Origin of the sequence: Vibrio sp. T11.5, from assembly GCF_027587155.1 — a bacterium.
Lineage (GTDB): Bacteria > Pseudomonadota > Gammaproteobacteria > Enterobacterales > Vibrionaceae > Vibrio > Vibrio neptunius.
Map to the genome: position 1 here is coordinate 142,455 of NZ_JAPPTP010000006.1, position 26,403 is coordinate 168,857.

22 protein-coding genes are annotated in these 26,403 nt (G+C 46.4%); 14 read left to right on the top strand and 8 right to left on the bottom strand.

What is annotated here, in order from left to right; translation table 11 throughout:
* Positions 1–6: 6 nt before the first annotated feature.
* From OH455_RS08880 to OH455_RS08895, 4 genes are read right to left on the bottom strand one after another with little or no spacing between them, the layout of a single operon-like run.
* A complete protein-coding gene (locus OH455_RS08880) occupies positions 7–1,416 on the bottom strand; it encodes a type II and III secretion system protein family protein (protein ID WP_269981124.1) in 1,410 nt (469 codons plus the stop codon).
* A gap of 18 nt (positions 1,417–1,434) precedes the next feature.
* Positions 1,435–2,274 carry a Flp pilus assembly protein CpaB gene (cpaB, locus tag OH455_RS08885; protein WP_206369306.1) on the bottom strand — a complete coding sequence of 280 codons (840 nt, stop codon included), beginning with the start codon at positions 2,272–2,274 and terminating at the stop codon, positions 1,435–1,437.
* A 24-nt stretch (positions 2,275–2,298) separates the two neighbouring features.
* Positions 2,299–2,481, bottom strand: coding sequence for a Flp family type IVb pilin (locus OH455_RS08890; protein ID WP_045974948.1), 183 nt, complete (start codon positions 2,479–2,481; stop codon positions 2,299–2,301).
* A gap of 57 nt (positions 2,482–2,538) precedes the next feature.
* Positions 2,539–7,404 carry a DUF1566 domain-containing protein gene (locus OH455_RS08895; protein ID WP_269981174.1) on the bottom strand — a complete coding sequence of 1,622 codons (4,866 nt, stop codon included), beginning with the start codon at positions 7,402–7,404 and terminating at the stop codon, positions 2,539–2,541.
* Positions 7,405–7,614: 210 nt separating this feature from the next.
* Between OH455_RS08895 and OH455_RS08900 the strand changes: the two genes are divergently transcribed.
* Positions 7,615–9,624 carry a hypothetical protein gene (locus OH455_RS08900; RefSeq protein WP_269981125.1) on the top strand — a complete coding sequence of 670 codons (2,010 nt, stop codon included), beginning with the start codon at positions 7,615–7,617 and terminating at the stop codon, positions 9,622–9,624.
* Between the two features lie 264 nt (positions 9,625–9,888).
* The gene (locus tag OH455_RS08905) at positions 9,889–10,203 is read left to right on the top strand and encodes an NIPSNAP family protein (RefSeq protein WP_045974951.1); all 315 of its coding nucleotides are present in this window, start codon (positions 9,889–9,891) and stop codon (positions 10,201–10,203) included.
* 67 nt (positions 10,204–10,270) lie between these two features.
* Here OH455_RS08905 and OH455_RS08910 read toward each other — a convergent pair whose 3' ends face one another.
* Positions 10,271–10,912, bottom strand: a complete 642-nt coding sequence (locus OH455_RS08910) for a MarC family protein (RefSeq protein WP_045974952.1) — start codon at positions 10,910–10,912, stop codon at positions 10,271–10,273.
* A 156-nt stretch (positions 10,913–11,068) separates the two neighbouring features.
* On the opposite strand from OH455_RS08910, the gene nfsA reads away from it, so the two are divergent.
* The 8 genes from nfsA (at position 11,069) to OH455_RS08950 (ending at position 19,655) form a co-directional block, all read left to right on the top strand.
* A complete protein-coding gene (gene nfsA, locus OH455_RS08915; protein ID WP_269981175.1) occupies positions 11,069–11,791 on the top strand; it encodes an oxygen-insensitive NADPH nitroreductase in 723 nt (240 codons plus the stop codon).
* Positions 11,792–12,220: 429 nt separating this feature from the next.
* Positions 12,221–13,972 (top strand): SgrR family transcriptional regulator, encoded by a 1,752-nt coding sequence (locus tag OH455_RS08920; RefSeq protein ID WP_269981126.1) that lies wholly within the window; start codon positions 12,221–12,223, stop codon positions 13,970–13,972.
* Between the two features lie 194 nt (positions 13,973–14,166).
* On the top strand, positions 14,167–15,165 hold the full coding sequence (locus OH455_RS08925) for an ABC transporter substrate-binding protein (protein ID WP_219348688.1): 999 nt from the start codon (positions 14,167–14,169) through the stop codon (positions 15,163–15,165).
* A 71-nt stretch (positions 15,166–15,236) separates the two neighbouring features.
* Entirely contained in the window at positions 15,237–16,136 is a 900-nt protein-coding gene (locus OH455_RS08930) for an ABC transporter permease (protein ID WP_269981127.1), read from the top strand.
* Entirely contained in the window at positions 16,129–17,352 is a 1,224-nt protein-coding gene (locus OH455_RS08935; RefSeq protein WP_269981128.1) for a quaternary amine ABC transporter ATP-binding protein, read from the top strand. Before OH455_RS08930 ends, OH455_RS08935 begins: the two co-directional genes overlap by 8 nt.
* A gap of 236 nt (positions 17,353–17,588) precedes the next feature.
* Positions 17,589–18,536, top strand: coding sequence for a hypothetical protein (locus tag OH455_RS08940; protein WP_269981129.1), 948 nt, complete (start codon positions 17,589–17,591; stop codon positions 18,534–18,536).
* 218 nt (positions 18,537–18,754) lie between these two features.
* Positions 18,755–19,045 (top strand): hypothetical protein, encoded by a 291-nt coding sequence (locus OH455_RS08945; protein ID WP_269981130.1) that lies wholly within the window; start codon positions 18,755–18,757, stop codon positions 19,043–19,045.
* 238 nt (positions 19,046–19,283) lie between these two features.
* Entirely contained in the window at positions 19,284–19,655 is a 372-nt protein-coding gene (locus tag OH455_RS08950; protein WP_045974960.1) for a zf-TFIIB domain-containing protein, read from the top strand.
* 171 nt (positions 19,656–19,826) lie between these two features.
* On the opposite strand, the gene OH455_RS08955 is transcribed toward OH455_RS08950, so the two are convergent.
* Positions 19,827–20,237, bottom strand: a complete 411-nt coding sequence (locus OH455_RS08955; RefSeq protein WP_269981131.1) for a hypothetical protein — start codon at positions 20,235–20,237, stop codon at positions 19,827–19,829.
* Positions 20,238–20,688: 451 nt separating this feature from the next.
* Here OH455_RS08955 and OH455_RS08960 point away from each other — a divergent pair, with 451 nt between their 5' ends.
* The 4 genes from OH455_RS08960 to OH455_RS08975 all read left to right on the top strand — a co-directional run bounded on the left by OH455_RS08960 (position 20,689) and on the right by OH455_RS08975 (position 24,515).
* Positions 20,689–21,039: a DUF4144 family protein gene (locus tag OH455_RS08960; protein WP_269981132.1), complete on the top strand. Its 351-nt coding sequence runs from the start codon at positions 20,689–20,691 to the stop codon at positions 21,037–21,039.
* Between the two features lie 86 nt (positions 21,040–21,125).
* Positions 21,126–21,827: a class I SAM-dependent DNA methyltransferase gene (locus OH455_RS08965; protein WP_269981133.1), complete on the top strand. Its 702-nt coding sequence runs from the start codon at positions 21,126–21,128 to the stop codon at positions 21,825–21,827.
* 43 nt (positions 21,828–21,870) lie between these two features.
* Positions 21,871–22,635: a carbon-nitrogen hydrolase family protein gene (locus tag OH455_RS08970; RefSeq protein WP_045974963.1), complete on the top strand. Its 765-nt coding sequence runs from the start codon at positions 21,871–21,873 to the stop codon at positions 22,633–22,635.
* A 287-nt stretch (positions 22,636–22,922) separates the two neighbouring features.
* Positions 22,923–24,515 carry a BCCT family transporter gene (locus OH455_RS08975; protein WP_045974964.1) on the top strand — a complete coding sequence of 531 codons (1,593 nt, stop codon included), beginning with the start codon at positions 22,923–22,925 and terminating at the stop codon, positions 24,513–24,515.
* A gap of 205 nt (positions 24,516–24,720) precedes the next feature.
* Here OH455_RS08975 and OH455_RS08980 read toward each other — a convergent pair whose 3' ends face one another.
* Together OH455_RS08980 and OH455_RS08985 are read right to left on the bottom strand one after the other, a co-directional pair.
* Positions 24,721–25,674 (bottom strand): LysR family transcriptional regulator, encoded by a 954-nt coding sequence (locus tag OH455_RS08980; protein ID WP_269981134.1) that lies wholly within the window; start codon positions 25,672–25,674, stop codon positions 24,721–24,723.
* Between the two features lie 9 nt (positions 25,675–25,683).
* Positions 25,684–26,142 (bottom strand): YaiI/YqxD family protein, encoded by a 459-nt coding sequence (locus tag OH455_RS08985; RefSeq protein WP_006960182.1) that lies wholly within the window; start codon positions 26,140–26,142, stop codon positions 25,684–25,686.
* Positions 26,143–26,403 lie beyond the last annotated feature (261 nt).

Below are 26,403 nucleotides of genomic sequence, written 5' to 3' on the forward strand. Positions count from 1 at the left end.
CGCACCTCAATAATAAAATCCGTTGTCGCCCAGTAAACGCGGCTTGCGGTTGTCGGTGTAAGTTGCTTTGCCACTGGTTCCGACGAAATCCTCATCAGGCAAGGCCAGCAGCCTTTCAAGATCACTTTGTGGAATCAGCGCATCGGTAGGGATCGGCAGGTTGTCGCTGCGTGTTGGTTCGACCAGATAAGCAGTGGCAATAATGATCAGTTCAGTTTCACGACGCTGATATTCATTGGAACGAAACAGCCCACCTAGGATGGGAATATCTCCCATGCCCGGCAGTTTTTGCAGTTGCTCAATTTCGCTGCTTTGCAGTAAACCGCCAAGAGCAAAGCTCTGCCCGCTAGCCAGTTCAATTGTTGTTGATGCTCTGCGTGACGTAAATGAAGGCAGCACATTACCGTTAAGAACCGTTTGATTATCAACAGAAACACTGCTGACTTCAGGTTCAACTTTTAAGCTGATTCTATCTGGGCCAAGCACCACAGGCTTAAAGTTCAAGTTGACACCAAATGGTTTGTACTCAACCGTTGCAGTATCACCTTGAATCAAAGGAATCGGGACTTCGCCACCGACTAGGAAGTTGGCTTCTTCACCAGACATGGCGGTCAGGTTTGGCTCCGCTAGAATCGACATATCACCAGTAGAGGCTAGCGCATCAACCAGCGCACTTAAGTTAGGTTTACCCCAACTGCTTACATCCCAAGGTTTATTGTAAAGAAAGCTGCCAACGGTGTTTTCCACCGTGTTACCATTGGTGACCAGCGAGCCCCACTTAATGCCGAGTTTATTCGAAACATTGCGCGAGACTTCTGCAATACGAATCCGGATGTTGACTTGCGTTGGCATCGTCACCACCAACTGGTTAATCAACTCATCACCATTGCCGTTTTGTTGATTCTCAGAATTGCTCTTTGATGAGTTGCTGCTGTTTGCAGAGTCATCGTTATTGCTTTCTTGCGGAGCAACGACTGGTGACAAATACCCTTTCGCCACATTAACGATACTGTGCGCCATTGACGGAGTCGGCACCGACCCTTTAAGCCACAGCTTGCCACCCAATGACTCAGAATTCACCGAAGCATCTGGGAACTGAGCTTTGATGAGTTCATCCAGTTCTTGCGTGTCGTGGACCACGCGGACTTTGTTGCTGTAGATCACTCGCTCCTGTTCATTGAGAACCGTGATCGTGGCAGTCCCCGCCTGCATACCAAACACCATGATTTTGGTATTAGTCATAGGTTGATAGTCGGCAATGTGTGTATTAGAAATGAAAATCGACTTCGCCTTTTCTGACAGACGGATCATTTTCGCTTCATTGATGTTCACTTCGAGGGCATTTGCCGATGCTGGAAGCGCAAAAAGCCAACCGGGAAGCAACAACAAGCTCCACCAGCGCAGTATTGTGTTCATTATTTCGTCCTGAAGTTATTAGTTTTTGTCGCTGTTTGGTCGTAACTGAATCAGGTCTACGTCCGGCGCAACGGATTTACTTTGCGGATTGAGCTGAGTCGTTGTAATGGTGTGGCTTGGCGGGATTGAAACATCAGTTTCACCCGAACCACGTAATGAAAGGGTCAAGCGACCTAACTGGTTGGCAAGCACAATTTGTGTGGCTTGCTCCGGCGTCACTTCCAGTGACACAGAGCTGTTATCCGGTATTTTCGCCCCGTAGTCATGTCGCTGTTCCTGAAAACCTTCCGATGATGAAAGATTATTGAAAGCAAGAATACGGACATTGGTTGCGATTGTGCTGACGTAGAGGCCTTCAACCACATTGTCGTACTTTTTCAACTCACTGACTTTAGAGCCCAACAATAGAATATCGACTTTGTCGCCCGGTTGAACAAAGCCAGAATTGGCAGTCACCTGATCAACCGGCACCGATACCGCTCTGTACCCAGATCTGACTTTCAAAGCTAATGAAGCCCCACCCTGTGGTGGTATCAAATCAGCCGCCGCAATAACTTGCCCCTGTTTGATTGCAATATGTGCAATACCGCTGGCCAAGTTAATCGAGGTGATTTCATCTTCCGTCACGTAATCGATGTATTCAGAAAGCTGCTCTTCGCTTAGAGATTGCCAACGAAACATATTGGGCGTGTAGATATCACCGATACTGATATCCTGACCAGAAACCAGCACTCGCTGAAACACTTGCTCAGGTTTCTCTTTCGCCTGATGTTCTGAGTTGTCTTGTCCAAGCAGCAACAATCCTATGCCTACACTGGACAATAAGATAGACAACAACATCAATCGCTTAGCCGTCATGATTACTCCTTCAGCCTTATCGGGTTAATTACCAGAATCCTGCGTTTGTTCCAGTGATTCGATCACTGTTTCATAGGCACCGACAATGGCTTTAGTCAACTTGCCATCACTACCCCCAACAAATGAGAGCAAAACGACAGACATTGCAGCAGCCAGAATGGCATACTCAATAGCGGCAGCGCCGCCTTGTTTGTTTTTACTTAACATGAATAAACTCCTGAAAAAGCGAAGGTTCAGCCCCACTATAAGGGCTGAAAGTTATTATTATTTTGAGATAAATCGGTATAGGTAAAGGCTTTGATCTACGACGCTTGATCTACTGACAGCGCCATGTTCACCCGTTCCAGTATCAATAAAGTCATACTGCTTATCCGTTATCCTGTTGGTCAGATATCTTCTGATTGTGCCAAATTTATTCACCGCATTGTATTTGAACAACTGTGCATCGACTGGTAGTAAACCCAGTAACTCCTCTTGCGATGGAAGCCTCCAATTGTTCAACCCGCACACACGAGACGAGCGTTGTGCAGCAAGTGCTTCATTTACCTCTCGATAGTTAACAGTGCGCGAACTAGCGTTGTCGTCTTGAAATATTTGCCAAACGGCTCCGGTAGATTCATTTCTTGCACATGATGCTTGTTCTCTACTTTGAACCACATCACCATTGTGCGCGAGATAGGTCCAGTTAACCTGTTGAACCGTTTCACGAACTAAACGCGCTAACGTAACATCTTGGTCTGAGTAATGGCTGTGTGAGAAGCTCTCCGTCTTACCTATGCTCGCTTGACTGGAATAGTGATAAGCCATCTGCTTGTCAGCACTGTATTCAGCACCTGACCAGTAGTAAAATGTGGCCGTTTTCTGGTCTTGATTCTTAGGATGATGGGGAAAAGCAACCAGATCTAAAGTCGCCTCTTTACCATCTAGCATGGTAGCTGTCGCTAATCCTTTTAACTGAGGTAAACTCGGTACTTGCCAGTCACTGAATCCGCAAAAAGAACGGTCGTTTCTCGCTTCTAAGTAACCACCAGCACCTAGCAAGGTTTTTATGTCAGCGCCTGCTGCATTGAAAGAGACGTGGTCGACACCACCCATTTGGCCATCTTGGAGTAGAGTCCATGTTCTCTTCTTATCACCAGAACTCACATCCAATACACAACGCCAGCCCTGAGCGTATGTGGCACTTGCCGGCAAGAAACGACCAAGTGAGTCCAACTTGGCAAACCGACCCAATACGGTGGCTTCACCTTGGCTAACAACGTATCCAGCATCATGTGCCCGATTTAATCCGTCAACAATAATCACTTTCAAAGCCGACACATCTTGCAGTGAAGTTGCGACAGCAATTTCCTCTGTCAGTGGTGTCATTAACAAACCCAGTGTTTTGAAGCGCTCAGGGAGCGTCGCTAAACTCGTGTCCAATAGTTGCTTCAAAACCTCAAGTGAATTGATTTCACTTTCCATTTGAGCGACTAAATCGCTCAATGCCAATGACGAAGAATGAATATCACTACCTAGGCTTGCTGCCAATAAACGATCTTTTTCAGAAACCAGCTTATTGTTCAGAGTATGCAGTGTCGCTATCTGTGTTGCAGCTTGCAGAAGCTGTTTTGTCGCGACTAAAGCACTTATATTTTGGCGAACAGTAGAGAGTTTAGTCTCAAGGCTTTTTACGTTGACAAGAAAACTAATGCTCGCCGTATCCGTGTTGTACCTAAGCAGATTGGACTGTAGTTTAAAACCTTTCAACACAGATTCCATTTGTGCGAGCTGAGCACTGGATGGCATGACAGCCTTGTTCACCTTCTCCAACTGATCTGACACATCTGTGAGTAGTGTTTGAGACGTTTTGGTTTGATTCTTGAGTGCAGTGAGCCAGTAGGATAAGAAATTCTCAGACTCTGTCGTTAAAACATTTTGGTCAGAGATTAACTTATCGACGTTATCCAACTGAGCGATTGACGCGGCAAGTAACCTATCGCTAGAAATGGTTTCCCATTTGGCATAGACATCGTTGCTATACGCGTGAGGCTCTGTTTCAATGCCTTTCGTATAAGTGACTGGCACGCCGGATTTGTTAGCCCAGACAAACGAAGAAGCATCACTGATCATGTGGCCTCGCACTATTGAAGGCAAAGAATCACGATTTCTCTTCGACAGTAATGCTACCTCCTCAGCGGTCGGTAAAGTCCATTGACCAATACCGCAATGGTTTAGCTCAGATATTACGCTCATTACGTCAGCTGAACTCGAGGTAGAGGCCGATTTCGACCAAAAGATAGGAGTACCTTTACCTTCAGTATCATATTCAGCGATACATTTAACATTGCTACCTACCCAGCCATTGTAATCCGCATAGCTTGGTACTTGCAGCATTGACACCATCGGAAGATACTGAATCGCAACAAACTTACCTTCTAAACTAGATGCCCAAAGAACCTTACTCGCCGGGTGTTCCAAGCCTGGGAATGCACTCTTTTTAACACGCACGCCGACCTTATCCTTGGCATAAGCCTGCGTACCAATAAACTGAGGAACGGATGTGACAGGTTTCCAGCTAGCACCTTCGTCAACGGTAAACTCATAGTACTCAGGCTGATCAAACGTAACGGTCTTATTGGCAATAGTCGTAGAGAGAAAGTCCCAAGCGATTAAGTTAGGGTGTTTGGTGTTGGCTTGGTCACTTCCTATAACGATGTTTCCACCAGTCAGTGCTGGCAGTTTTGGCAGCTCTGTAAATGCGATGCCATTGCTGGCGTGCGCGCCTGCTAGCATACCGTTTTCACCATTAGCACGAACACGCACCTGAACCTGACCGATACTTTTGGCGACATCGCCAACCACTACTGGCTTTTCTAACACTGGTGTCCAATCCGTTCCCTGATTGATTGACCACTCATAGTCAGACAATGAGCTAAAGCCAGTGACAAAGGCCCAGTCTAAGGTATCAGCGGTGTCATCCACCACCACACTAGTTGGCGCTACTGGCGCTTCCGGTTGTTTAGTCAGAGCCTTGGTGTTCGACAAAGCTGGACTAGCAAGACGTCCTGTGGCGGGGTCATACTTAACACGAACCTCGACACTACTTACACCATACGCTTTGTCTTCCAGTTGCAGCGGTTTGTTCTGAACTGTGCTCCAACCGGCACCATCGATACGATATTCATAATCATTAGCGGAATCAAAACCCGCGACCCAATCCCAATTGAAGGTATTTAACGCATCATTAACCAGCCCATTCGTCGGCGCGCTAGGCGTGCTCGGTGTGACAGTAAAAACCTTGTCTGAACACAGGCTTTCACCTCCAGCATCCTCGGCTGATGCTTTGATACGGACACAAACCTGTGCCACTTTAAATGCTTCATCTGGAATAGACTGAGGTTTTGATGTCACAGGACGATAGCTGATGCCGCTATCAAGGGAATACTCGTATTGATCCGCGTTCGGATAGCCGTCAACACTCGTCCAGTTGAATAGGTTGTCAGCATCGTTGATGACGGGAAGCGTCGGAGCAATTGGTTTATTCAACACTTTGTTAAATGCGCTCGTCACCAGCAAACTTTCACCAGAATCACGGCCATTGATCGGGTTTGCTTTGACTCTCACATGAATGGTATTAGCTGGAATGTCTACATTGCCAATTTGGTAAGGGTTGGCTGACACTTCTTGCCAACCACTGCCGAGATTGATTTGATAATCAGTCACACGGTCAAAGCCAGACACATTTTCCCAAGCAAGGATATCGGAATCATCATTGGCAGAGATTAGCACTGGCGCGACGGGTTTATCAGGAGTGACCGTCATCGCAGTGTCTGATTTCACCACATGGCCCGCTGGACGGCCTGCATTCGGCTCTGATTTAACTCTAAGTTTCAAGTCGCCGACTGGAATCGCAATATCAGCGATGTTTTGTGGCTTGCTCGTTACATTGTGCCAGTTTTTGCCACCATCCAGTGTGTACTCATAGTGAGCGATAAGCTGAAATTCTGCCGAATGTTGCCAGTCAAAACTATTGTCAGCATCATTGAGTGTCAAAGATATCGGCGCGGCAGGTACAAGCGTCGCAGTGAACGCTTTGGTCGATAGCAGTGCCATACCGGATGCCAAAGAACGCTCTGGCTTTGCCATGGTACGTACCTGAACATCACCAACACTTCTTGCCGCAGCACCAACATTAATCGGCTTTGACGTTGCTGGTTGCCAGCTTTGGCCTCTATCTAATGAGAACTCGTAAGCGTTAACCTCTTTAAAACCCGGCACAAATTGCCAATCAAACGTGTCAGCTGCGTCATTGACGGCCCCGCCGCGTGGCGCTCTCGGTCTGGTCAGAATGTTGTCGCCATCTAAGTCTTCTGGCTTAATTTTAAGGTGCTCACGGTAATCAGAATCGATCTGGGCTAACAATTCTTCCTCATTGTCCGCGCCATGGGATATTTGATCGGTACGAAACTTGAGTTGCGCGACATCTAAATTCGCCAATCTTTGAATCGAGCCTTTTCTCGCCAATTCTTGGCTAACACCGCCTTCAACCGAGCTTGCCTGCGCAGATTGCAAAACACGAGTAATACCGCGAGCGAGCATATGTATCTCACGACTTTCCTGAGAACCTTGTGCTACGTAATCAGACTTGATCACATCAGAGGAAACGTTGAGCTCGCTAGCAATAGTCTCTGCGGCGAGATCAAAGGTGATTCCAGAGCGATTTGCTAAGCTGGCAACCATAGACGTCATAGGGCTGATAATGCCCGGCTGTGACGATGGGATTTCTAGCGTAAAGCCCTGAGTGAGCGTTTGATTTGGCGAATCCATGTCAATCGTTACATTAGCAATGGCTTCCACCAACAGGTTGTAATTTTCAGCATTGCCTTCAAAAGGCAGTGTGTACTGACCCGACTGGTCCGTCAGTACCGTTGTACCATCGCTACTGTCACAGACTGCGTTGTTGTTCTTGTCCAAGCAAACATTCGCTTTGTACAGATAACCATCGAGTACCACACCAGACAATACTGAGCCAGAGTGGCCTGTTGCAGGCGCCTCATCTGAAGTCAGTTTGGGGTCAGATTCATTGCCTCCACCACAACCGAAAAGTGCAACAGACATCGCCCCGACACTGAGCTTTTTGGTCAGCATTTTCACCGCTGGATACTCCTTTAATTTTTAAGTCCAATCAAAATTCCGGCGGCGATACTAATTTAAATGATATTTATTATCAATATCATTTGATCTTTTATTTTACATGGTGATTAAATAATAGGGATAAATGCTAGGTTATATATTAATTAACAAAATTATTGGTTTAACATGCTTGAGAATACAAAAATATGTTGCACAGCCCTTGCTGTGTCTAGTGCTATAGCTCTATCCGCATGCGGTGGTGGCGGAGAATCTGGAAGTTCATCACCGGCAGCAACAGCCAACACATACAGCTACCAAAATATGACACCCTGTGCCGACACCGACCTTGATGGCATCTGTAGCAATTATGAGAAACAAGTCGCCGTGACAAGCAGCTATGCGAGGATGATCGACGCCAATGGGGCAATACTCACCTCGCCAGCAGAATTAAGTATCATTTCTCCCTTCACAACTCTGCTCCACAGTGAAATGTTGTACAACCCATCAACGAGTGGAAGTGTCGAAAAATCAAAAATTTATTTACAGTCGGTACTCGGTAAGTATGTGGGTGTCGATTTTACTTCAGTGGATATCAGTCATGGGCCTCAGCAAGCCACAAACCTTCTAATGGCATCACTGAAACAAGCCCAAATTCAGGGCTCAGCGAATTCGCCAATGGTGAACATTGCCAAAGCCCTTGATGTAATGATTGAACATAAGACGCTTGACCTTTCGTCAATCAACTTGGCCACCCAAGCATCACGCCATATCAGTTTTGATGGTTCACTGTTAATTCATGGGTCACAAAGCGATGCTGGCTTGGGCGCTATGAAATCTATCGCTTTAAACCCAGCCAACAGCAGAATAATCTACGTTGATGCACAGGATAACGTACGAGAGCTCAATACGGTCACCAAACAATCGGTGGCGATTGGAACTGCAGGTTCCTCATCTCGTTCTCTTAGCATTACTTCCTATGATGACGACCATGAAGACGAGGACCATGAACACGACGATCATGATCACTATGGCGGAAATGTAAACAGATTGCCTGGATTTCAACAGGATACCTCAAACACACTCAAGGAAGTGATACCTGCACTCAACAGTGTTCAGTCTTACAAATTATACGAACCCAATGGCATTCGAAATCAAAGCTTTGTCTGCAATACGACAGGGGGCAACGGCATATTCTTGACCAGCTTACAGGATAAAACCGGCAACCCGAACACCAATGTCGCTGTCAGAACAACACGGGCAATGAAAATTGACACTTATGGAGGTGCTTCAGGCAGTGATCTACCCATTACTCCGCCACCAGCCCCACCAACGATTCCGCTGTCGGCTTCTTATTGTTACAACGATAATTTCGAGTGGATCCACCCCCTTTACCAACAAGGAACCATGATCGCTAAGCTAGACGATGGACTGAATGCCGATGGGGATCAGTTGCGCCGCTTGAATGCCGCGACACTGAGTATGGAGCCCATCGTATACACGTTACAATCTGAAGAGAAAACAATTGTTTTTTCCAAGGATGACGATGAAATTCTCGTTATCTCTGATGACCGTCAGTCTGCACCTAAGTTGGTTGAAACTAAGACACTAAACGAACGACTCGCACTGAATGTTACTGACGTTTTAAATGCCAGCTTCACAACTGGTGGGCAAATAGCGATGGCATTGGCATCGGAAAACAAAGTCATATGGACAGACAAAGCGCCCAATACCCAGCAATTGGGTTCCGTTAACCTCGACGGTCAAGTTAAGTTCATGGACGCCTCTCCCAACGGCGCATACACCGTTGTCATTACCGCTACCAGCGTTTACTTGCTCGACAACAACCAGCGAGAAATCGCTAAACAAATTAGCTTTGACGCTAGCCAGACCACGAACCTATTTGTTCAAAACGACAAAGCGATAGCCATTAACAAAAGTGGTGTAGATTACTTCCAGTTCGCCAACATTTCAGGGCCTAAGCTCAAGGTTGCGGCTCAATTGGTAACTAAGGAACTCCTTAAGAGCTGGGAAAACACATCGACCTCTATCTGGACCGGAAACAACTTAGGCCACATACTTGAGCAAACTGGTACTCAGAAAACAGCGGCGCAGCAATTTAGTGATATCACGCTAAATTTGCGCCCTGAGAGGGCAACCCAAGCGAGTCAGGTCACTGGGGTCTTTATCACTGGGACAAACCGCGGTGATAGAGTGAAGCTATACAAAACACTGTAATTCAGGGGAGGTCGAGCCTCCCTTTACTTTGCAACCAAGCCTCAACCCTGACCGAGATCGGCTAGCGAGTAAGATCTGAGTAGCATGGTTCCATTTTACGTGGACAATACCGTTGATTGGCCCGTCGTCATCACTTACCGGACACGTCCTAAAAAGCAGGTCCGTGATAACAAGACCTAGTTCCACCTGACGCAAGGTATTGCGTTTGTGGTTCAATCAGATTACAACAAGCAGTATCACTTAATCTATCCTGTGGATGACACTTTGAAACTCATTGAACTTCGTGAATACAAGATCAAACCTGGTATGACTCAACAATGGCTAGACTGGATGCACGAGGAAATTCTTCCTTATCAGATCTCGAAAGGCATAAAAGTACTCAGTACCTATATTCACAAAGGCGAAGACGGTGAAGATTACTTTATCTGGTTACGAGAATTTGCTGATGAAGCATCGCGCAAAAAAATCTACGCTGAAACGTACAACGAGTGGTGGATCAACGAAATTCGGCCACGCGTCTTTGAACATATCGACCAAGACTCCGTCACAGTACGCGTATTGACGCCCTCAGGTATTTGATCACAAATTGAACCGATTAAAAATGGCCATCCACTAGGATGGCCTACGTTTATCAATTCAAAACTGCTTAAACAAAGACGGTTTTATATGCTTCCGCCAACCCTTCTATCAACATCTGAGTACCAATAACCGCTAAAATCAAACCCATCATTTTCGTCACCACGTTGAGTGCACTAGGACCAACGGCTTTGACCAGTTTGCTGCCAAACAAGAACAGCACGTAAGTGATGATGCACAATAGCCCGAACGCAACGATCGTAATGATGGTCTGGTCAAAGCCACCTGTCGTTGCAAAATTCATTGCCGTAGCGATCGTGCCGGGCCCTGCAAGAATCGGCATCGCAAGGGGAGAAACCGCAACACTCAATGCCGCTTGCTGCTGCTCGGGAGAATAGGCTTTTTGCTTAGTTTTATGATGCGTGGAATTGCCTTGCAGCATATGAAAACCAATGAGAAACACCAAGACTCCCCCAGTGATGCGCAGCGCGTACAAGGTAATACCAAACAAGTCAAAAATCAGTTTTCCTGAAATAGCGAACACAGAAACAATCACGAAAGCAAACAGCACCGAACGAAAAGCAATCGATTTGACCGTCTGTCGATCATCATCGCTGGTCAAGCTAAGAAAAATAGGAATGTTAGCAATCGGGTTCATTATGGCGAAAAAACCCATAAATACAGTAACAGCATGCACGACTAATTCTTTCATAAGTCCTTCTTATTCTGTGAATTTTCGATTTCAGTATAGAAGCAGACCATCACTGTGAAACAGAAACATGGCAACTCAGTGATCTGTGACTCGACATTTCCGCACGTACTCGATATGTTGCACAAGTCATTTATACCAAGAACAAAGGACTCAGCCATGACACCGACGATAGACACTATCCTGTCTCACCGTTCTATCCGTAAATTTACCGATCAGGCTATCGACTCATCTCAGCTCGACACCATTATTCAGTCTGGCCTTGCGGCTTCGTCTTCCAGCATGTTGCAAGTGGTGTCGATCATCCGCGTCACGGATAAAGAAAAGCGTAAGGCGTTAGCGCATCTAGCTGGCGATCAGCCTTACGTAGAAAGCGCCGCAGAGTTCCTTGTGTTTTGCATCGATTATCAGAGACATTTTGAGATTAACCCACAGGTAAAACCAGAACTTACTGAGCTAACCCTGATCGGCGCAGTAGACTGCGGCATTATGGCGCAAAATTGTCTAGTGGCAGCGGAGTCGCTCGGGTTAGGCGGTGTTTATATTGGCGGCGTAAGAAGCAATGCTCAGGACGTTGATCAGTTATTAAATCTACCCGTCCACAGTGCGGTTTTGTTTGGCCTGTGTTTAGGTCATCCAGATCAAACCCCTGAAATCAAACCGCGTTTACCTGCACACGTGATTGTGCATGAAAACGAGTATCAGCCTCTTAATTTAGACGATATTCGCGCCTACGATGAAACAATGCAGACCTACTACGCAGGTCGTAGCAGCAATCAAAAGCAGAGCACTTGGTCTGAGCAAGTCACAGGCAAACTCGCTGGCGAAAGCCGTCCACACATCAAGGGCTACCTAAACAGTAAGGGTTTAGCCAAGAAATAACACCTCACTGGCTAAACTAGGGCCTGAATGTGCGATAAAAAGAGCAGCACTGCCAATCATGTTCTTGGGGGTGTTCGGAGCATGTTTGCGTGGCAGTGCTGCTGTCTTTAGCCACTTACCAGTGGCAAAGTTGTATCAAAGCCAGAATCGCTGAACGTTCCAACCAAGAATCCGTTTTTTCCAACCTCTCATGGTAGTACGAGACCAGATTTCTCTGCTTGCTGTAGTCCATCTTTCTTCTCTCAGCTTGTTTGTTTTGACCGGTTAATTATTCCCTTTAAATCGGAACAGAAAAACCGAGAGATTTTTAATTTTCTGTTCCCATTTTCATCATTAATACAGCCATACAGAGAATAACTAGGCAAAATCTCGTAAACTAGGAAAAATAAATCACTACGTAGTGCTTGTTTTTTGCCGCCTGGAGCCCTTTTGTCAGATTTAAATTTATTACGTTACTACGCTCGCCTCGAACCATTGGGGGTTGGAGAAGAGATCAAAACTGCCCTGCCCAAAGTGGCTGAAATGCTATTCACCAGCCCTCGCCATGCGCGTAATTTACTCAATCAAATGCAGCAGCTAGAGTGGTTGGAATGGTCACCCAAAGTTGGACGAAACCAACGTTCTGGTTTGCTACTCAACCACCCATTGGATGAGCTGAAATCCCAACTGGCTGCCAAACGCATTCTGGAAGGGAAATATGAAAAAGCGCTGAACATTCTCGATGATGATGAAACGACATTTGGGCGTTTACTGCAAAGCACATCTGGGGCATCTCTCAGAGAAGGTTTACTCCACATCCAACTGACCTACAAGCGCCCTTTTGAACGCTTAGTGCCTCATCAATTGCAGCGTTCCAGTGAGCGATACCTGCTGCGCCAGATTTATTGCTGCTTGGTCAGCAGTGACGCAGAAGGCAACTTAGAGCCTCAACTCGCGCATCATTGGCATTACGATAAAACTCACTATCAATGGACGTTTTACCTCAGGCCAGCACTCACATTTCACAACGGCGCAGTAATAGATGCAGACAGTATTGTTAGCCTGTTTGCCAAGCTGTCGACTCTCGCTAATTACCAGAGTGAGCTCTCTCATTTGGTGAGTGTGAGTTCACCCTTAGCCAACAAGGTCGTGTTCCAGCTTTCGGAGCCAGATCAAGGCTTTGGTGGCCTTATCTCAGGTGTAAAATACGCGATTCAGCCAACCAGCCAAGTCAATAATGCCCACAGTTACGCCGTCATTGGTTCTGGTCCTTTTCAAGTAAGTGAACATTCACAAACTCGCCTTTGTCTCGACGCATTTGAGCGCTACTATGGTTGCCGAGCATTAACCGATCAAGTCACGATCTGGAAGTTGGATGAAAGTGAGTTAGCCAACAAACAGATTCAGACAAACCAGCCCGGCGCTCAGGAAAGCAGTGAATGTAACTACTACCTCTCTCATGCAGTAGACGTCACTGCACGTAGTGATACACAGCAATCTCGTATTGAAGATGGCTGTATGTTCATACTGTTTAACCAGATCGCCTCCACCACTCTTAATGATGCTCAGCGGCGCTACCTGTCTTCACACCTGAGCTCATCTCGTGTTTTTGAACAGCTCAAATCGAGTCAGACGCTGTTTGGCTGCGAAATCGCACACAACATGCTACCAATGTGGCAACCGATCATCCGCCCAGAAGCGGAGAGCGTGGCGCTCCCCCAGCACCTTAATATTGCCGTCTACGACTATACGGTGCTGAGAAATTGCGCCTTTGCTGTCAAAGCAATATTGGCGAAATTGGGCATAACAGTAGAGGTGAATAGCTACTCTTATCGAGAACTCAACGAGCTTGCGCAAAATCAGCAGCTCAACGAATCGATGATCATCACTAACATCAACCTAGACGATAACCGACACGCTTCGGCGTTTAATAGCCTTTACCACAATCCTGTTCTGCAAAGTTGCATCGGTGAAGATGCAAAGCACTGGCTCACTCAATCACTCAATACACTGAGGTCGAAAACACCTCTACAGCAATACTTGGATGCGCTGGAACCCATCGCCTCTGCTTTGATCAATCAGTACTGGCTAACGCCACTTTTTCATCATCGTCAAACATTGCGCTTCCACGGCGTACTTAAAGACGTCGAACTCACTAACTGGGGCTGGCCAGACATACGAAACGTATGGTCAACGGATTAGCCCAACATTCATTCGAGCTCTTATATTTAGAACACTAAGGGAGAGATCCATTCGATCTCTCCCTTTTTGATTAAAGAACTGTAATATAACTGTAAAAACCGACCTCTCACTTCTTGTAAGTAATAAATTAATCATTTGAACTCTAAACATTTTTTAACTACGCTGTGCATGTATCCATCAGAAAGGAATTCGAAATGAAATACACAACTGCAGCGCTAGCATTAGTTGCTGCCAACGCCGCCTTTATTTCCCAGGCTTCAGCCAATGAATGTGGCAAAGTCACTATCGCCGACATGAACTGGAATTCAGCCAGTCTTATTGCCAATATTGACCGCTTTATTCTTGAACATGGCTATGATTGTGAAGCCGAGCTCATCCCTGGTGACACCATGCCCACTGGCACCTCGATGATCGAGAAAGGTCAGCCGGATGTCGCGCCTGAGCTATGGAGTAACAGTCTGAAAGATGCGCTCGATAAAGGTGTAGAAGAGAAACGACTCCGCTATGCAGGCCGCTCCTTAGTCGATGGCGGTGAGGAAGGGTTTTGGGTTCCATCTTATTTGGTCAAAAAATACCCTGAGATAAAAACCATTGATGGTGTGATTAAGCACGCCAATTTATTTGAGCACCCTGAAGACCCAGATAAGTCTGCATTCTACAGCTGTCCAGCTGGTTGGAACTGTCAAATCAGCGCAGGCAACTTGTTTAAAGCACTCAAGCTAGACAACTCTGGCTTTGTGATCGTCGATCCGGGCTCAAGTGCAGGTCTGTCAGGCGCCATCGCTAAAGCCTATGAACGAGAAGAACCATGGTTTGGTTACTACTGGGCACCAACGGCGGTTCTGGGCAAATATGACATGGTCAAAGTCGACTTTGGCAGTGGTGTCGATGAAAAAGAGTTTATCGCCTGTACCACGAATGCAGACTGTGAAGCGCCTAAAGCGACCATGTATCCACCATCACCAGTCCACACCATTACAACCGAAGCATTTGCTAGCCGAGCGCCAGATGCGTACCAGTATTTCACCAAACGTGGTTTCACCAACGCAGATATGAACCAATTGCTCGCATGGATGGAAGACAATCAAGCCGATGGCGAAGAAACCATGTATCACTTCTTAGAAGGTTACCCCCAAATCTGGACCAAGTGGGTCTCTAAGGACGTTGCAAACAAAGTAAAAAGCGCGCTTTAACTGATGTTAAACGCCAATGAAGTACTCCAAAGCCAGCTCTGTCTGGCTTTGGTTTTAAAAGGAATTGAATGATGTCTGCAGAAAATTGGTTTAACCGCTTTCCTGAAATGGAACGCTCTGATTTGAGAGCTATCCGCAAAAGCCTTGATGGCGCCTACCGCGAATTCTCCCGTGAATATGGTGAATTCATTGAGTCCCTGTTTGACCCACTCCTGTCTTTCTTGATCTGGTTTGAAAAGCTGCTTCTTTCAACACCTTGGGTCATCGTACTTGCTATCTGTACAGGTCTCGTTTTTCTCGCCAGCCGCTCATGGAAACTCACGTTGGGCTGTTTTGTCTCTTTGATCCTGATCGGCTATTTCGGAATGTGGGAAGACACCATGCGTACTCTGAGCATCATCACCGTTTGCACCATGCTCTCCATCGCGTTGGGTATTCCGATTGGTATTGCAATGGCACGCTCGAATCGCATTCAGTCCGCTGTCACGCCCATGTTGGACATCATGCAAACCATGCCCGCCTTCGTTTATCTAATCCCTGTCGTGATGCTGCTGGGTATAGGTAAAATTCCTGGTTTGATTGCGGTTGTTATTTACGCCATTCCCCCCGTTATCCGCCTGACTAACCTCGGTATTCGACTGGTTGATAAAGAAGTCCTTGAAGCTGCGACAGCCTTTGGTGCCAGCGCAAAACAGAGGTTATGGGGGGTTCAATTACCGCTTGCGATGCCGACCATCATGGCAGGGATCAACCAAACCATCATGATGTCACTATCGATGGTCGTGATTGCGTCGATGATTGGTGTCAAAGGCCTTGGTCAACCTGTTCTCAAGTCCATTACCAACCAATACTTTACTTTAGGTCTACTGAACGGCTTTGCCATTGTTGCCTTGGCAATTTTGTTTGACCGGGCGTCACAGGCCTACGCAAAACGTACTCAAGCTCACCTAGGAGACATGAAACATGACTGAACCTCTAATTGAAATTAGCGGCTTGTATAAAGTCTTCGGGCACAAACCTGAGTCTGTAATGGCACGTGTGAAAGCTGGTGAAAGCAAAGAACAAGTGCTGGCGGAGACAGGCCACACTGTCGGTCTTAAAGACATCAACCTGAAAATAAACAAAGGCGAAATCTTCGTGATTATGGGGCTTTCCGGCTCGGGCAAGTCAACATTGATCCGTCACTTCAATCGCCTTATCGATCCGACGCAAGGGCAAATTCTGGTCGAAGGCACCGACGTGATGCAACTCAATCAGAAACAACTGGAAGAGTTTCGTCGCCATAAAATGTCGATGGTATTTCAGCGCTTTGGCTTGTTACCACACCGTACCGTGGTAGAAAACGTGGCCTACGGCCTTGAAGTTCAAGGGGTTGATAAAGCCCAAAGGCAGAACAAAGCCCAACAATGGCTAGATACTGTTGGCCTCAACGGTTACGAAAACCAATATCCTGCGCAGCTTTCCGGCGGTCAGCAGCAGCGTGTTGGTTTAGCAAGAGCCCTCAGCACTGATGCAGAAATCCTCCTGATGGACGAGGCGTTTTCTGCCCTCGATCCTTTGATCCGCAGTGAAATGCAAGATCAACTGATCGAGTTACAAGAGAAACTGCACAAAACCATCGTATTCATTACCCACGACCTCGACGAAGCACTTCGCCTCGGCGATCGCATCGCGATTTTGAAAGATGGCCTGCTAGTCCAGCAAGGCACACCTGATGAAATCCTGCTGCACCCAGCCGATGAATACGTTGAAGCGTTTGTCAAAGACGTCAATCGAGCTCGCGCTCTAACCGTTGAAACCGTCATGCAGCCACCCGCCTACCGTATTTCTGCGACCAACATTCAAGAAGCCATCAAACAAATGAAAGGCATCAAACAAGATTACGCCTATCATGTGACCGAAGAGGGTTATCAAGGCGTTGTGACCAAAGAAGGTTTACTCGATGCAGCAAAAGATACCTCCAGTGAGGAGTTTAACGAAGAAATTTACGAGGAAGTCCCTTCCATTTCTCCAGATGCCGCTATCGAAGAAGTGCTGATGGACAGTATCTCTTGCGACTATTCACTGCCTGTCGTCGATGATGAAGGTAATCTGCAAGGTGAGTTAGAACGAAGTGCAGTCGCTGAGATTTTCTCCGATCAAGCAGAGGAAGATGCCTCAGCCTCAAACTTGGACAAAGTCTCCTAGTCGAGATAAGTGCCATGATAACTTTGTAAGCCAAGCCCTATATCTCATGGTATGGGGCTTTGTTTCAGTCACGGCACTCGCTAAAACGCCTTTACCCTGGCAAGCCACAACGCCATTCAAGCTCACGTTGCTCTATTATTGCAAACTTTGAACATAGTCACGCAGTTGCATTTGAAATAAAAAAATTTGTCCGTATTGTGTATGGGAAACTTAAAAAATACTGTATGGATAAACAGGTGTTAGTCAATAAATTTCAACTCCACTATTACTTTAATGACGACTCTCACTCGATGGATGCACTGGTGCGACATCAGTGCGAAGCTGAGGTCATCGCCATACTTTTTGAAATTGCCGCCACGATCAATGAACACATTCAGATAGAAAGTGAAGCCCGTCAGGAAGGGGGACTTCGTGATATCTGGCGCGTGGCCAGCGCCAATGCAGGTATACTTTCAGTCATTGTAGGCATCGCTTCAATTGCCATCCCTCTGCTTCCTAAATCAGACTCAGAGCTTGAGCGTTTACAAAAGGAAGAACTGCGTTTAAGCATAGAGGAACGTAAGCTGAGAATTGAGAAGCTAAAAGCGGAGGTCAGATCTGAGCGTGTCAGCCTTAAAACAGTGTCACAGGTTGCTGAAGTGGTGAATGAGAACTACAAGGTGATCACCCGCCGCTCGAATCTGTTTAAGTCTCTCAGCGCTTACCCTAAAGTCACCAAACTCGGTATTAATGGGCTGACCGCATCGGGCTCTGATGCCATGCCCGAGTCGCAGATCAGCAGGGCCACTTTCAAACAATTTGTTTTACCTTCCCATCGGCTGCCGATACAAACCATTGACAATGCCGTGATAGAAATCGTTTCTCCAGTACTAAGGCAAGGAAACTACCGATGGAAAGGCATCTGGCAAGGGCAAAACATCAGCTTTGCGATGAAAGATCTGAGTTTCAAACAAGATGTGTTGAGCAAACAAATCAGCTTCCAGCATGGCTCTTCTATCCGCTGTGTCATGGACATTCGCTCCAAGTTAGACCAGGTTGGAGAAATTGTCATCACCAGCTTTTCCGTGGTGACAGTACTGGAACACGGGCATGGCGTTGATTCCCATAAAACTCCGCAAGGTGGCGCCTATCATCATCTAAGAGGCTTAGAGGACGCTCAGGGAGATCTGTTTGAAACCACCTGAAAGCTGAGGTAAACCCGCCTCTTAACCCAAGGGGCGTCCTTGTTGAGCTGCGAAAGGTAACGCACATCCTTCCCCCCTAAAAACGGCTTATAATGGCGTTAAATCATCCTTCACAGCGATTTTTGCGCCACTCCTTTGGAAATAAAACTGTATATATACACATGTTAAATGTATAAAATCACCATCAATATCATGTCGTCTAGTTGTAAGGAAAAATAATGATTGAATTGGATTATCTGGTTCACGTCACTCAGCTACCGAGTGATTTAGAGAGTGCTTCTCGGGACGTCAATCATCGCCTATACGAAACCTATAAAATATACCAAGGTGTCATCGATTCCAACTTGCTGTGGCGAGTCTGGTTAATCGACGAATATGGTCACGTGTGGCTTGAAGTCAATTTCATCAACACTCAAGGTGAAGCGGAGTTTCACACTATTCAAATTGATGAAGGTACCTATGAGAAAGTGGGCGTTGACCCTTACCAAGCGCTCGCTCAGCTTGAGTAGTGCCTGTGGAAGATGACCTCAAAGGCTCGGCACCCTTAATTGTTTAATTACTCATTTTGATGCACAGCCACTCGTTTGATTACTTACTGTCTGATATAGTTAGGAATTATACAATAAGCACTTGTACTCCCGCGATGTATGTCGATAGTGTATTTCCATCACACAGGGCGACCTAACGGGCAAACAAGACAACAAGAAGTAACCCAACAATACTCAGATTGGATAAAAAGGTAACAAGATGAAATGCCCAAAATGCGACTCTAACTTCGAGCAACTCCAAACCCCACTTGGTGATGTGGAGAGATGTCTTGACTGTAAAGGGCTGTGGTTAGATGCCCATGAAATCGAGGCGATGAAGCCACTTGCTGATGTCATCGATGTCGGCGATGAGGAAATCGGCAAAGCGTACAACGCCATCGATCGTATTGACTGCCCAATTTGCCCAAACAACCAGATGCTAAGACTCGTCGACCCCAAGCAACCACATATTTGGTTTGAAAGCTGCCCGACTTGTAAAGGTCGTTTTTACGATGCCGGTGAGTTCAAAGATCTTGCGACCATTGATCTATCGGATTTCTTCAAAAAGTTTGTCACCTCTGAGCGCGTATAATACTCTCGCACAATCAAAAAAAGCGCTCAACCACTTGGGTGGGGCGCTTTTACTTGCTAGGGATAACTCATTGATGTCAACAAGCCCCTACAGATGACCGTACGTAACAACATCCAAATCATGATTGAACATCAAAGAGGTCACAACTTCAGCCTTTACTTAGCCGATACATTAGCGATTTAAGTCAACGGTATTGGCCACTTCGAGACGAGAAAGGACATGATCAGGAATGTTGTCAAAGAAGGGATTAAGGTCAAGCTCAAACGGATTGTTTACTCCTGAGCGGCACATGATTAAATCGTCGCCCATAATCGCCAGTTTAGGTGTCACGCCATCCCATATTAGTTTAGCGGTAAGGTTTAAGTCACTGATGTTAATACCACAGTCGTAAGTTCTCGATTTCAGAATGCCATCTTCAATAGTGTAACCACCTATGAGCGCGATCGGATGCTGAGATTTGGGAAACACAATCGGTGCATCTGGAACCGATGATGGGGTATCAGGAAAGGTAAGGGTAGCATTCGCTGAAACGCAGGTTGCAGCAAAAAGGGTCACTAAGCCAATGACGTTGTTAGTTTTCAATTTTAATTCTCCATATTTTATGGTTGGGAATAATCCCAATGAGAATGTATCTCACTAACAAACTATCATTCAATCCGCATAACACTATGATTCCTGTAGGAAATAGCCGATTTATTAATTAATTGATATTAATTATTAAAAATTCTTATTAATCATAGAGATAAAAATAAGCAATGAAAATCGTTTATCTAAATAGCACGAGGTGCCCAACAGCAATAGATGACCATATTAGCAGTCACTGATTTTCTAACTCATAAAATAAACCTTATAAATCAAAACTTTATTATAAAATATCGACTAATAATCAGCGAATTGTCCTCGACCAATGCTCAACACCCCGGTCTCAAAGTCAGCAAAAATTAAATGGTTGATATCGCACATTAAAAAAGGAAAATGCTTATATAATAGCTGCTTGCTCACGTTTTCTTCACCTAAAACCTAAGGAATCGCTTTGATAGATACCACAGTCAACAAAGAGAACAATGAGGTGCAATGGCCAGCGCTCCTTAAGCTCGCAGGAGATAACGAACTGGTTTACCTCGCTTCACGTGACAGGCTTACTCGAGAATCAGAGTCATTGATACTCGACAGTGACGATATGATTATCGATTCTGAAGGGAGGTGCTTTGAACTGACAGCCCACGGTAACAAGGTTGAACTCAACCTCAAGCCTACAAGATACAATTTGGCAGATGTCACCGACCTCATTCAAGCGCATGAATTCAGTAAAGCTCAGGTGTGTATTGTTAAAATTCAATTTGACTCGATTCTCGCCGCGATCGAATCCTTGTGCGAGCAATGAAAGCTCGAATGGTGTTCACGCCAGATTGTCGCGCAAACCCTAGCCCCTTGATACCAACCTTACTGCCCACACAAAAGGCCGATACCATGTCTGAAATGTACACCAAACACGCCAAACAGTATGATGCTGTGATAAGAAACAACATCTACAACGCCTTGCTTGAGCGTCCTTCCACCATCGAGCTTCTTGATGACCTGGCCGATGCGACTGTGATTGACATGGGCTGTGGCTCTGGCGTCTATGCTGAGTGGTTGCTGGGCCAATCAGTCAAACACCTGACTTGCGTTGATGCCTCTAAAGACATGATCAACCTAGTACAATCCAAACTTGGCGATCGGGTGAACGCTTATATTCAGAACCTTGCTGTTGGACTTCCCAACGAAACCGAGAACAGTGCCGATGTCATTGTCTGCCCTCTGGTTTTGCACTATATCGAAAATCTTTCTCCCGTCTTCGCAGAAGTCTATCGAGTCCTAAAACCCGGTGGTTACATGGTATTTTCAACCCATCACCCATTTGTGGACTTTGAGAGTTCAGCATCGGGCAATTACTTTGCATGCGAATACATTGAAGAAGAGTGGAACACCGTAGGAAAACCGGTCAAAGTGAGCTTCTATCGACGCTCCCTAATGGAAATCAGTGAGGCCATTAGTGCATCTGGGTTAAAAATAGCTCGCATTACCGAAGGCAGCGTGGATGAAAAAGTGAAATCCATGTGTGAAACCACATATCAACGCTTGAAAACCAACCCAAATTTTATTTTCTTCCGCTGTGAAAAACCCCTGTAAAACCATCAAATGAGAAACCAATAAAGGAAAGGGATTACTGAATATGGAACAGACACTGATCATTGCCTTGGCTCAGGCTCCAGTCGAGCGAGGAGACATTGAAACCAATTTGCGTCATCACCTTACGCACGTGGCGCAATCCTCCCAACTTGGCGCCAATCTCGTTGTATTTCCTGAACTTTCTTTAACAGGGTACGAACTGGACCTACTCGACGAGCTTGCTTTTGACTCATCAACTCCGGCGATTAAATCACTTTCAGCCGCGGCCAGCGAACACAAGATTACCGTCATCGCAGGCTGTCCACTGTCAAATCCCAGCTCAAAACCGACGATTGCCGCCGTAATTTGCTTCCCAGATGGCAAGGTTGAATTCTATTCCAAACAGTACTTACATGACGGTGAAGATACGTATTGCACTTCAGGCAATACCCATTACTTATTCACCTTGAACAATAAACGTATTGCCCTCGCAGTGTGTGCTGATTTTGCTCAACCTCAGCACGCTCAGAGCGCAAGCGACAATCAAGCCGATCTGTATCTTGTTAGTGCTTTGATCTCACCTTCTGGCTTTACTGCTGATGGGCAGATTTTGTCTGGTATTGCTGGTCACCATCGATTACCCGTGCTCCTCTGCAATCACATATCAAAAACCGGTGGATGGGAAACTTGCGGCCAAAACAGTGTTTGGGATGAGAGAGGAGAATTAGCTGGTACATCCAACAACGCTCAGCAAGGCGTGCTGATTTGTACCCTCAAAAACCACCACCTCTCGACACAGTTTCATTCTCTTTCACAACGCGGCCATTGAGCCGCGATTTAGCCCATAGACATCACTCACTGAAAAGAACCATTTACATCGTTGTGGCGTTCAACCATCACTCACACAGCAAGGAAGCGAAAGTGGCAATTCGCCAACCAAAGCAATCAACGTCACAGGTTACAGAACTGACACATTTCATTAGACCTCTACCTAATCCTCCTTACATTATTTATACAATTATTGTTAAAAACCCTGACTGACTTTCGTTTTGGTTGACCTTCTGCTACCCTGCACCGCACAATTTACTTCGAACTCTAAATAATTAGCGAGGATTAATGAGTAGTAATAAGGATAGGTATAGTATTGAAAATACCGATTATACCGTCGGCCAAGACAACGTTCAGAAATGGGGTTTTGACGTCCATAATCCCGTTTTTGGTGCCAGTGCTGGCCTGATCATTGTCTTTCTTATCGCCCTTCTTATCGCCGACCCTAACGTTGCAAAATCCACTCTTGATGGCGTAAAACTGCAAATCATTGAGTCATTTGATACGCTGTTTATGTGGTCAGGCAATGTGTTTCTGATTTTTTGTATTGGTCTGGTTTTATCTCCATTTGGTAAAATTCGTATCGGCGGTGTCGACGCTAAGCCTGAGCACTCCAACTTGTCGTGGATTGCAATGCTGTTTGCCGCCGGGATGGGCATCGGTCTGATGTTCTGGGGCGTTGCCGAACCCGTTGCTTACTTCACTGGCTGGTTTGAAACACCACTTGGTGTCGAGCCATTCACTGAAGAAGCAGCTAAAGTCGCCCTTGGCGCCACAATGTTCCACTGGGGCCTTCACCCATGGGCGATTTACGCCGTAGTCGCACTTGCGATGGCATTCTTTGCATTCAATAAAGGCTTACCACTTTCCATTCGCTCCGTGTTTTATCCAATTTTGGGTGACCGCACATGGGGCTGGTTTGGTCATATCATCGATACCCTTGCTGTCCTAGCGACACTATTTGGTCTTGCCACCTCATTGGGCCTAGGCGCTCAGCAAGCTGCCAGTGGTATCAGCCATGTCTTTGGTATCGATAGTGGCCTAGGGTTACAACTCGGTGTGATTGCCTTTGTTACCAGTCTGGCGGTGATGTCGGTTGTGCGCGGCATTGATGGTGGCGTGAAGGTTCTCAGTAACATCAACCTACTTGTGGCTTTCGCCCTACTGATGTTTGTGATCATTGCTGGCCTAGCGACGGCATTGGGTACGATTCCCACTACGTTAACAGGCTATGTAGAAAACATGCTTCCACTGAGCAACCCTTATGGACGCGAAGACGAAGCTTGGATGCACGGTTGGACCGTATTCTACTGGGCTTGGTGGGTATCTTGGTCACCATGTGTCGGTATGTTTATCGCTCGTATTTCCAAAGGTCGTACAGTACGCGAATTCCTTTCAGCGGTGATCTTGATTCCTACCGCTATCACAGTGGTTTGGATGTCTGCTTTCGGTGGCCTGGCCATTGAACAAGTGGTCAACCAAGTTGGTGAGCTCGGTCAGAATGGTTTGACCGACATTACGCTCTCTCTGTTTTATGCCTTTGATGCTATGCCAATGGGAACACTACTGTCTGTGATTTCTATTGTGCTGATCATGGTGTTCTTTATCACTTCTTCTGATTCGGCCTCTTTGGTTGTCGACAGCATTACAGCAGGCGGTAAAGTCGATGCTCCTATCCCGCAACGCATCTTCTGGGCCTCAGTTGAAGGGGCTATCGCCGCCATGCTGCTTTGGGTTGGTGGTACAGAGGCGATTCAGGCATTACAGGCCGGAACCATCTCAACTGGCTTACCATTTACCGTGATTCTACTCACCATGTGTGTCAGCTTGTTGATGGGCATGCGTACCGAGTTGCAACACCATAAGTTAAGCTACGCCTAATCACTCGTTAGCATCATAACGCAAAGTGAATTGAGAGCAGAACACGACTGCCTGTACACCAACGCAATCGGAAACCGAGTCTCGGTTTCCGATTTTTTTATGCTTATCTAAACTGATTGGCAGGATACAGCCAACTTAGCGCCACTGTGCCTCTAGGCACACCAATGATGTAAAAACATGCCCGCGACAACGCAATACTCATCATTTAGCGGGTTGGGTATAGCTGAGAAAAATTGGGGACGTGCTTTTCCCAAAGGGGCGGCGTTCCGATATGGGCCTTCACTGCCGAGATAAACTCTCTCACTAAAGCGGTTTGCTTGCGATGTGGGTACAAGGCGTAGAGTGCGAGCCCACGATTGCATAAGCCGTAATGAGTGAGCAGTGGCTTGAGGTTGATGTCGGCAACGGGACAATAGAGATTGGAGGATGAAATCATGGCATAGCCCAATCCATCTTGGACTGCCGCCAATAAGGTCAGCACATCATTGACCTTATATTTCCCTGTCATTTTGTGATTAATGAAGCGACTACTCTCTGGTGTTTCACTAATACGAGCCGTATCCACGGTGAGTGGTCCATTGCTGTAGACCACCGAAGGTAAGCTCATTAACTCCTCGGGGGTTTGAGGATCTCCATACTGCCTAATAAAACGTTCAGACGCCAAAATTATCGGTCTGATATCGGCGATTTTCCTCGCAATCAAACTCGAATCTTCCAGCCGACCAAGGCGAAACGCAACATCAAAATGATCAGAAATGATGTCGGAGCGCTTATCATCCATTTGCAGGTTAATTTCAACCTCAGGGTAGCTGCGCATAAATTGCGTAATCACAGGCTGAAGGTAATGTTGACCAATATGTAAGGGCGCTGTGATGCGTATTCGCCCTTTTGGTCTTGCCTGATAAGAATCGGCAATCGAATGAACATGCCCGAGTGTGTCCACCAGACTGTGGGCTTGTTCCAAAATCTCTTCACCCGCTGGTGTTAAGGAAAAGGAACGAGTAGAGCGATTGAGCAGCTGGACACCGAGCTCAGATTCCAGTTTTTTGATCTGTTTCGATAATGACGAATTATCCATGTTGTGCAAGGTGGCCGCTTTGGTGAAAGACCCTTGCTGCACAACATCAATAAACAGTGATAGTTGGTTAACCAAGGACATGCCCTACTCCTACTTTTGTGCCCTTTGCCACTGTACTAGCCATTTGTCCAAGTGGTTAGCAAATTGCTGTCGATCGGCTTGGTTCAAGGGCGCTGGCCCCCCTGTTTGTACACCGCTACTGCGCATGGTTTCCATAAAATCACGAATATTAAGACGAGATTTTATGTTCTCTTTCGTAAACTGCTCACCTCGAGAGCTCAACACATGGCCGCCTTTGGTAATGATCTCATCGGCCAGTGGGATATCACTGGTGATGACTAAATCGCCCGCCTCACAACGTTGGACAATCTCATTGTCTGCCACATCAAAACCAGCCTGAACCTGAAGCATGGTCACTTTTGGAGAAGCAGGGGTGCGGATAAACTGATTCGCCACCAAGGTGACTTCCACACCAGTTCGCTCAGAAGCCCTAAAAAGAATGTCTCTGATCACCACTGGACACGCATCTGCATCAACCCAAATTTTCATCTGTTGTATTCCTAAATCATCGATTGGCGCTCATTACATCGTAAAAGTGCCCGGCTGAATAGCCTTATTTGAAGGTGACGGCGGTTCTACTGATACAAACCATCATCTCGCCTGCACCACAACCAATCACTGGGTCATTAAAACCGTGCCACCCGCTCCAAACCTACCCGCCTTTAGCAAACGCACTCGCACAAACTCGCCCTATCAGAACCAGAGGGCGTTTATCACTGAGATGTGTTGGTGGCAGGCCGTCATCAGGGC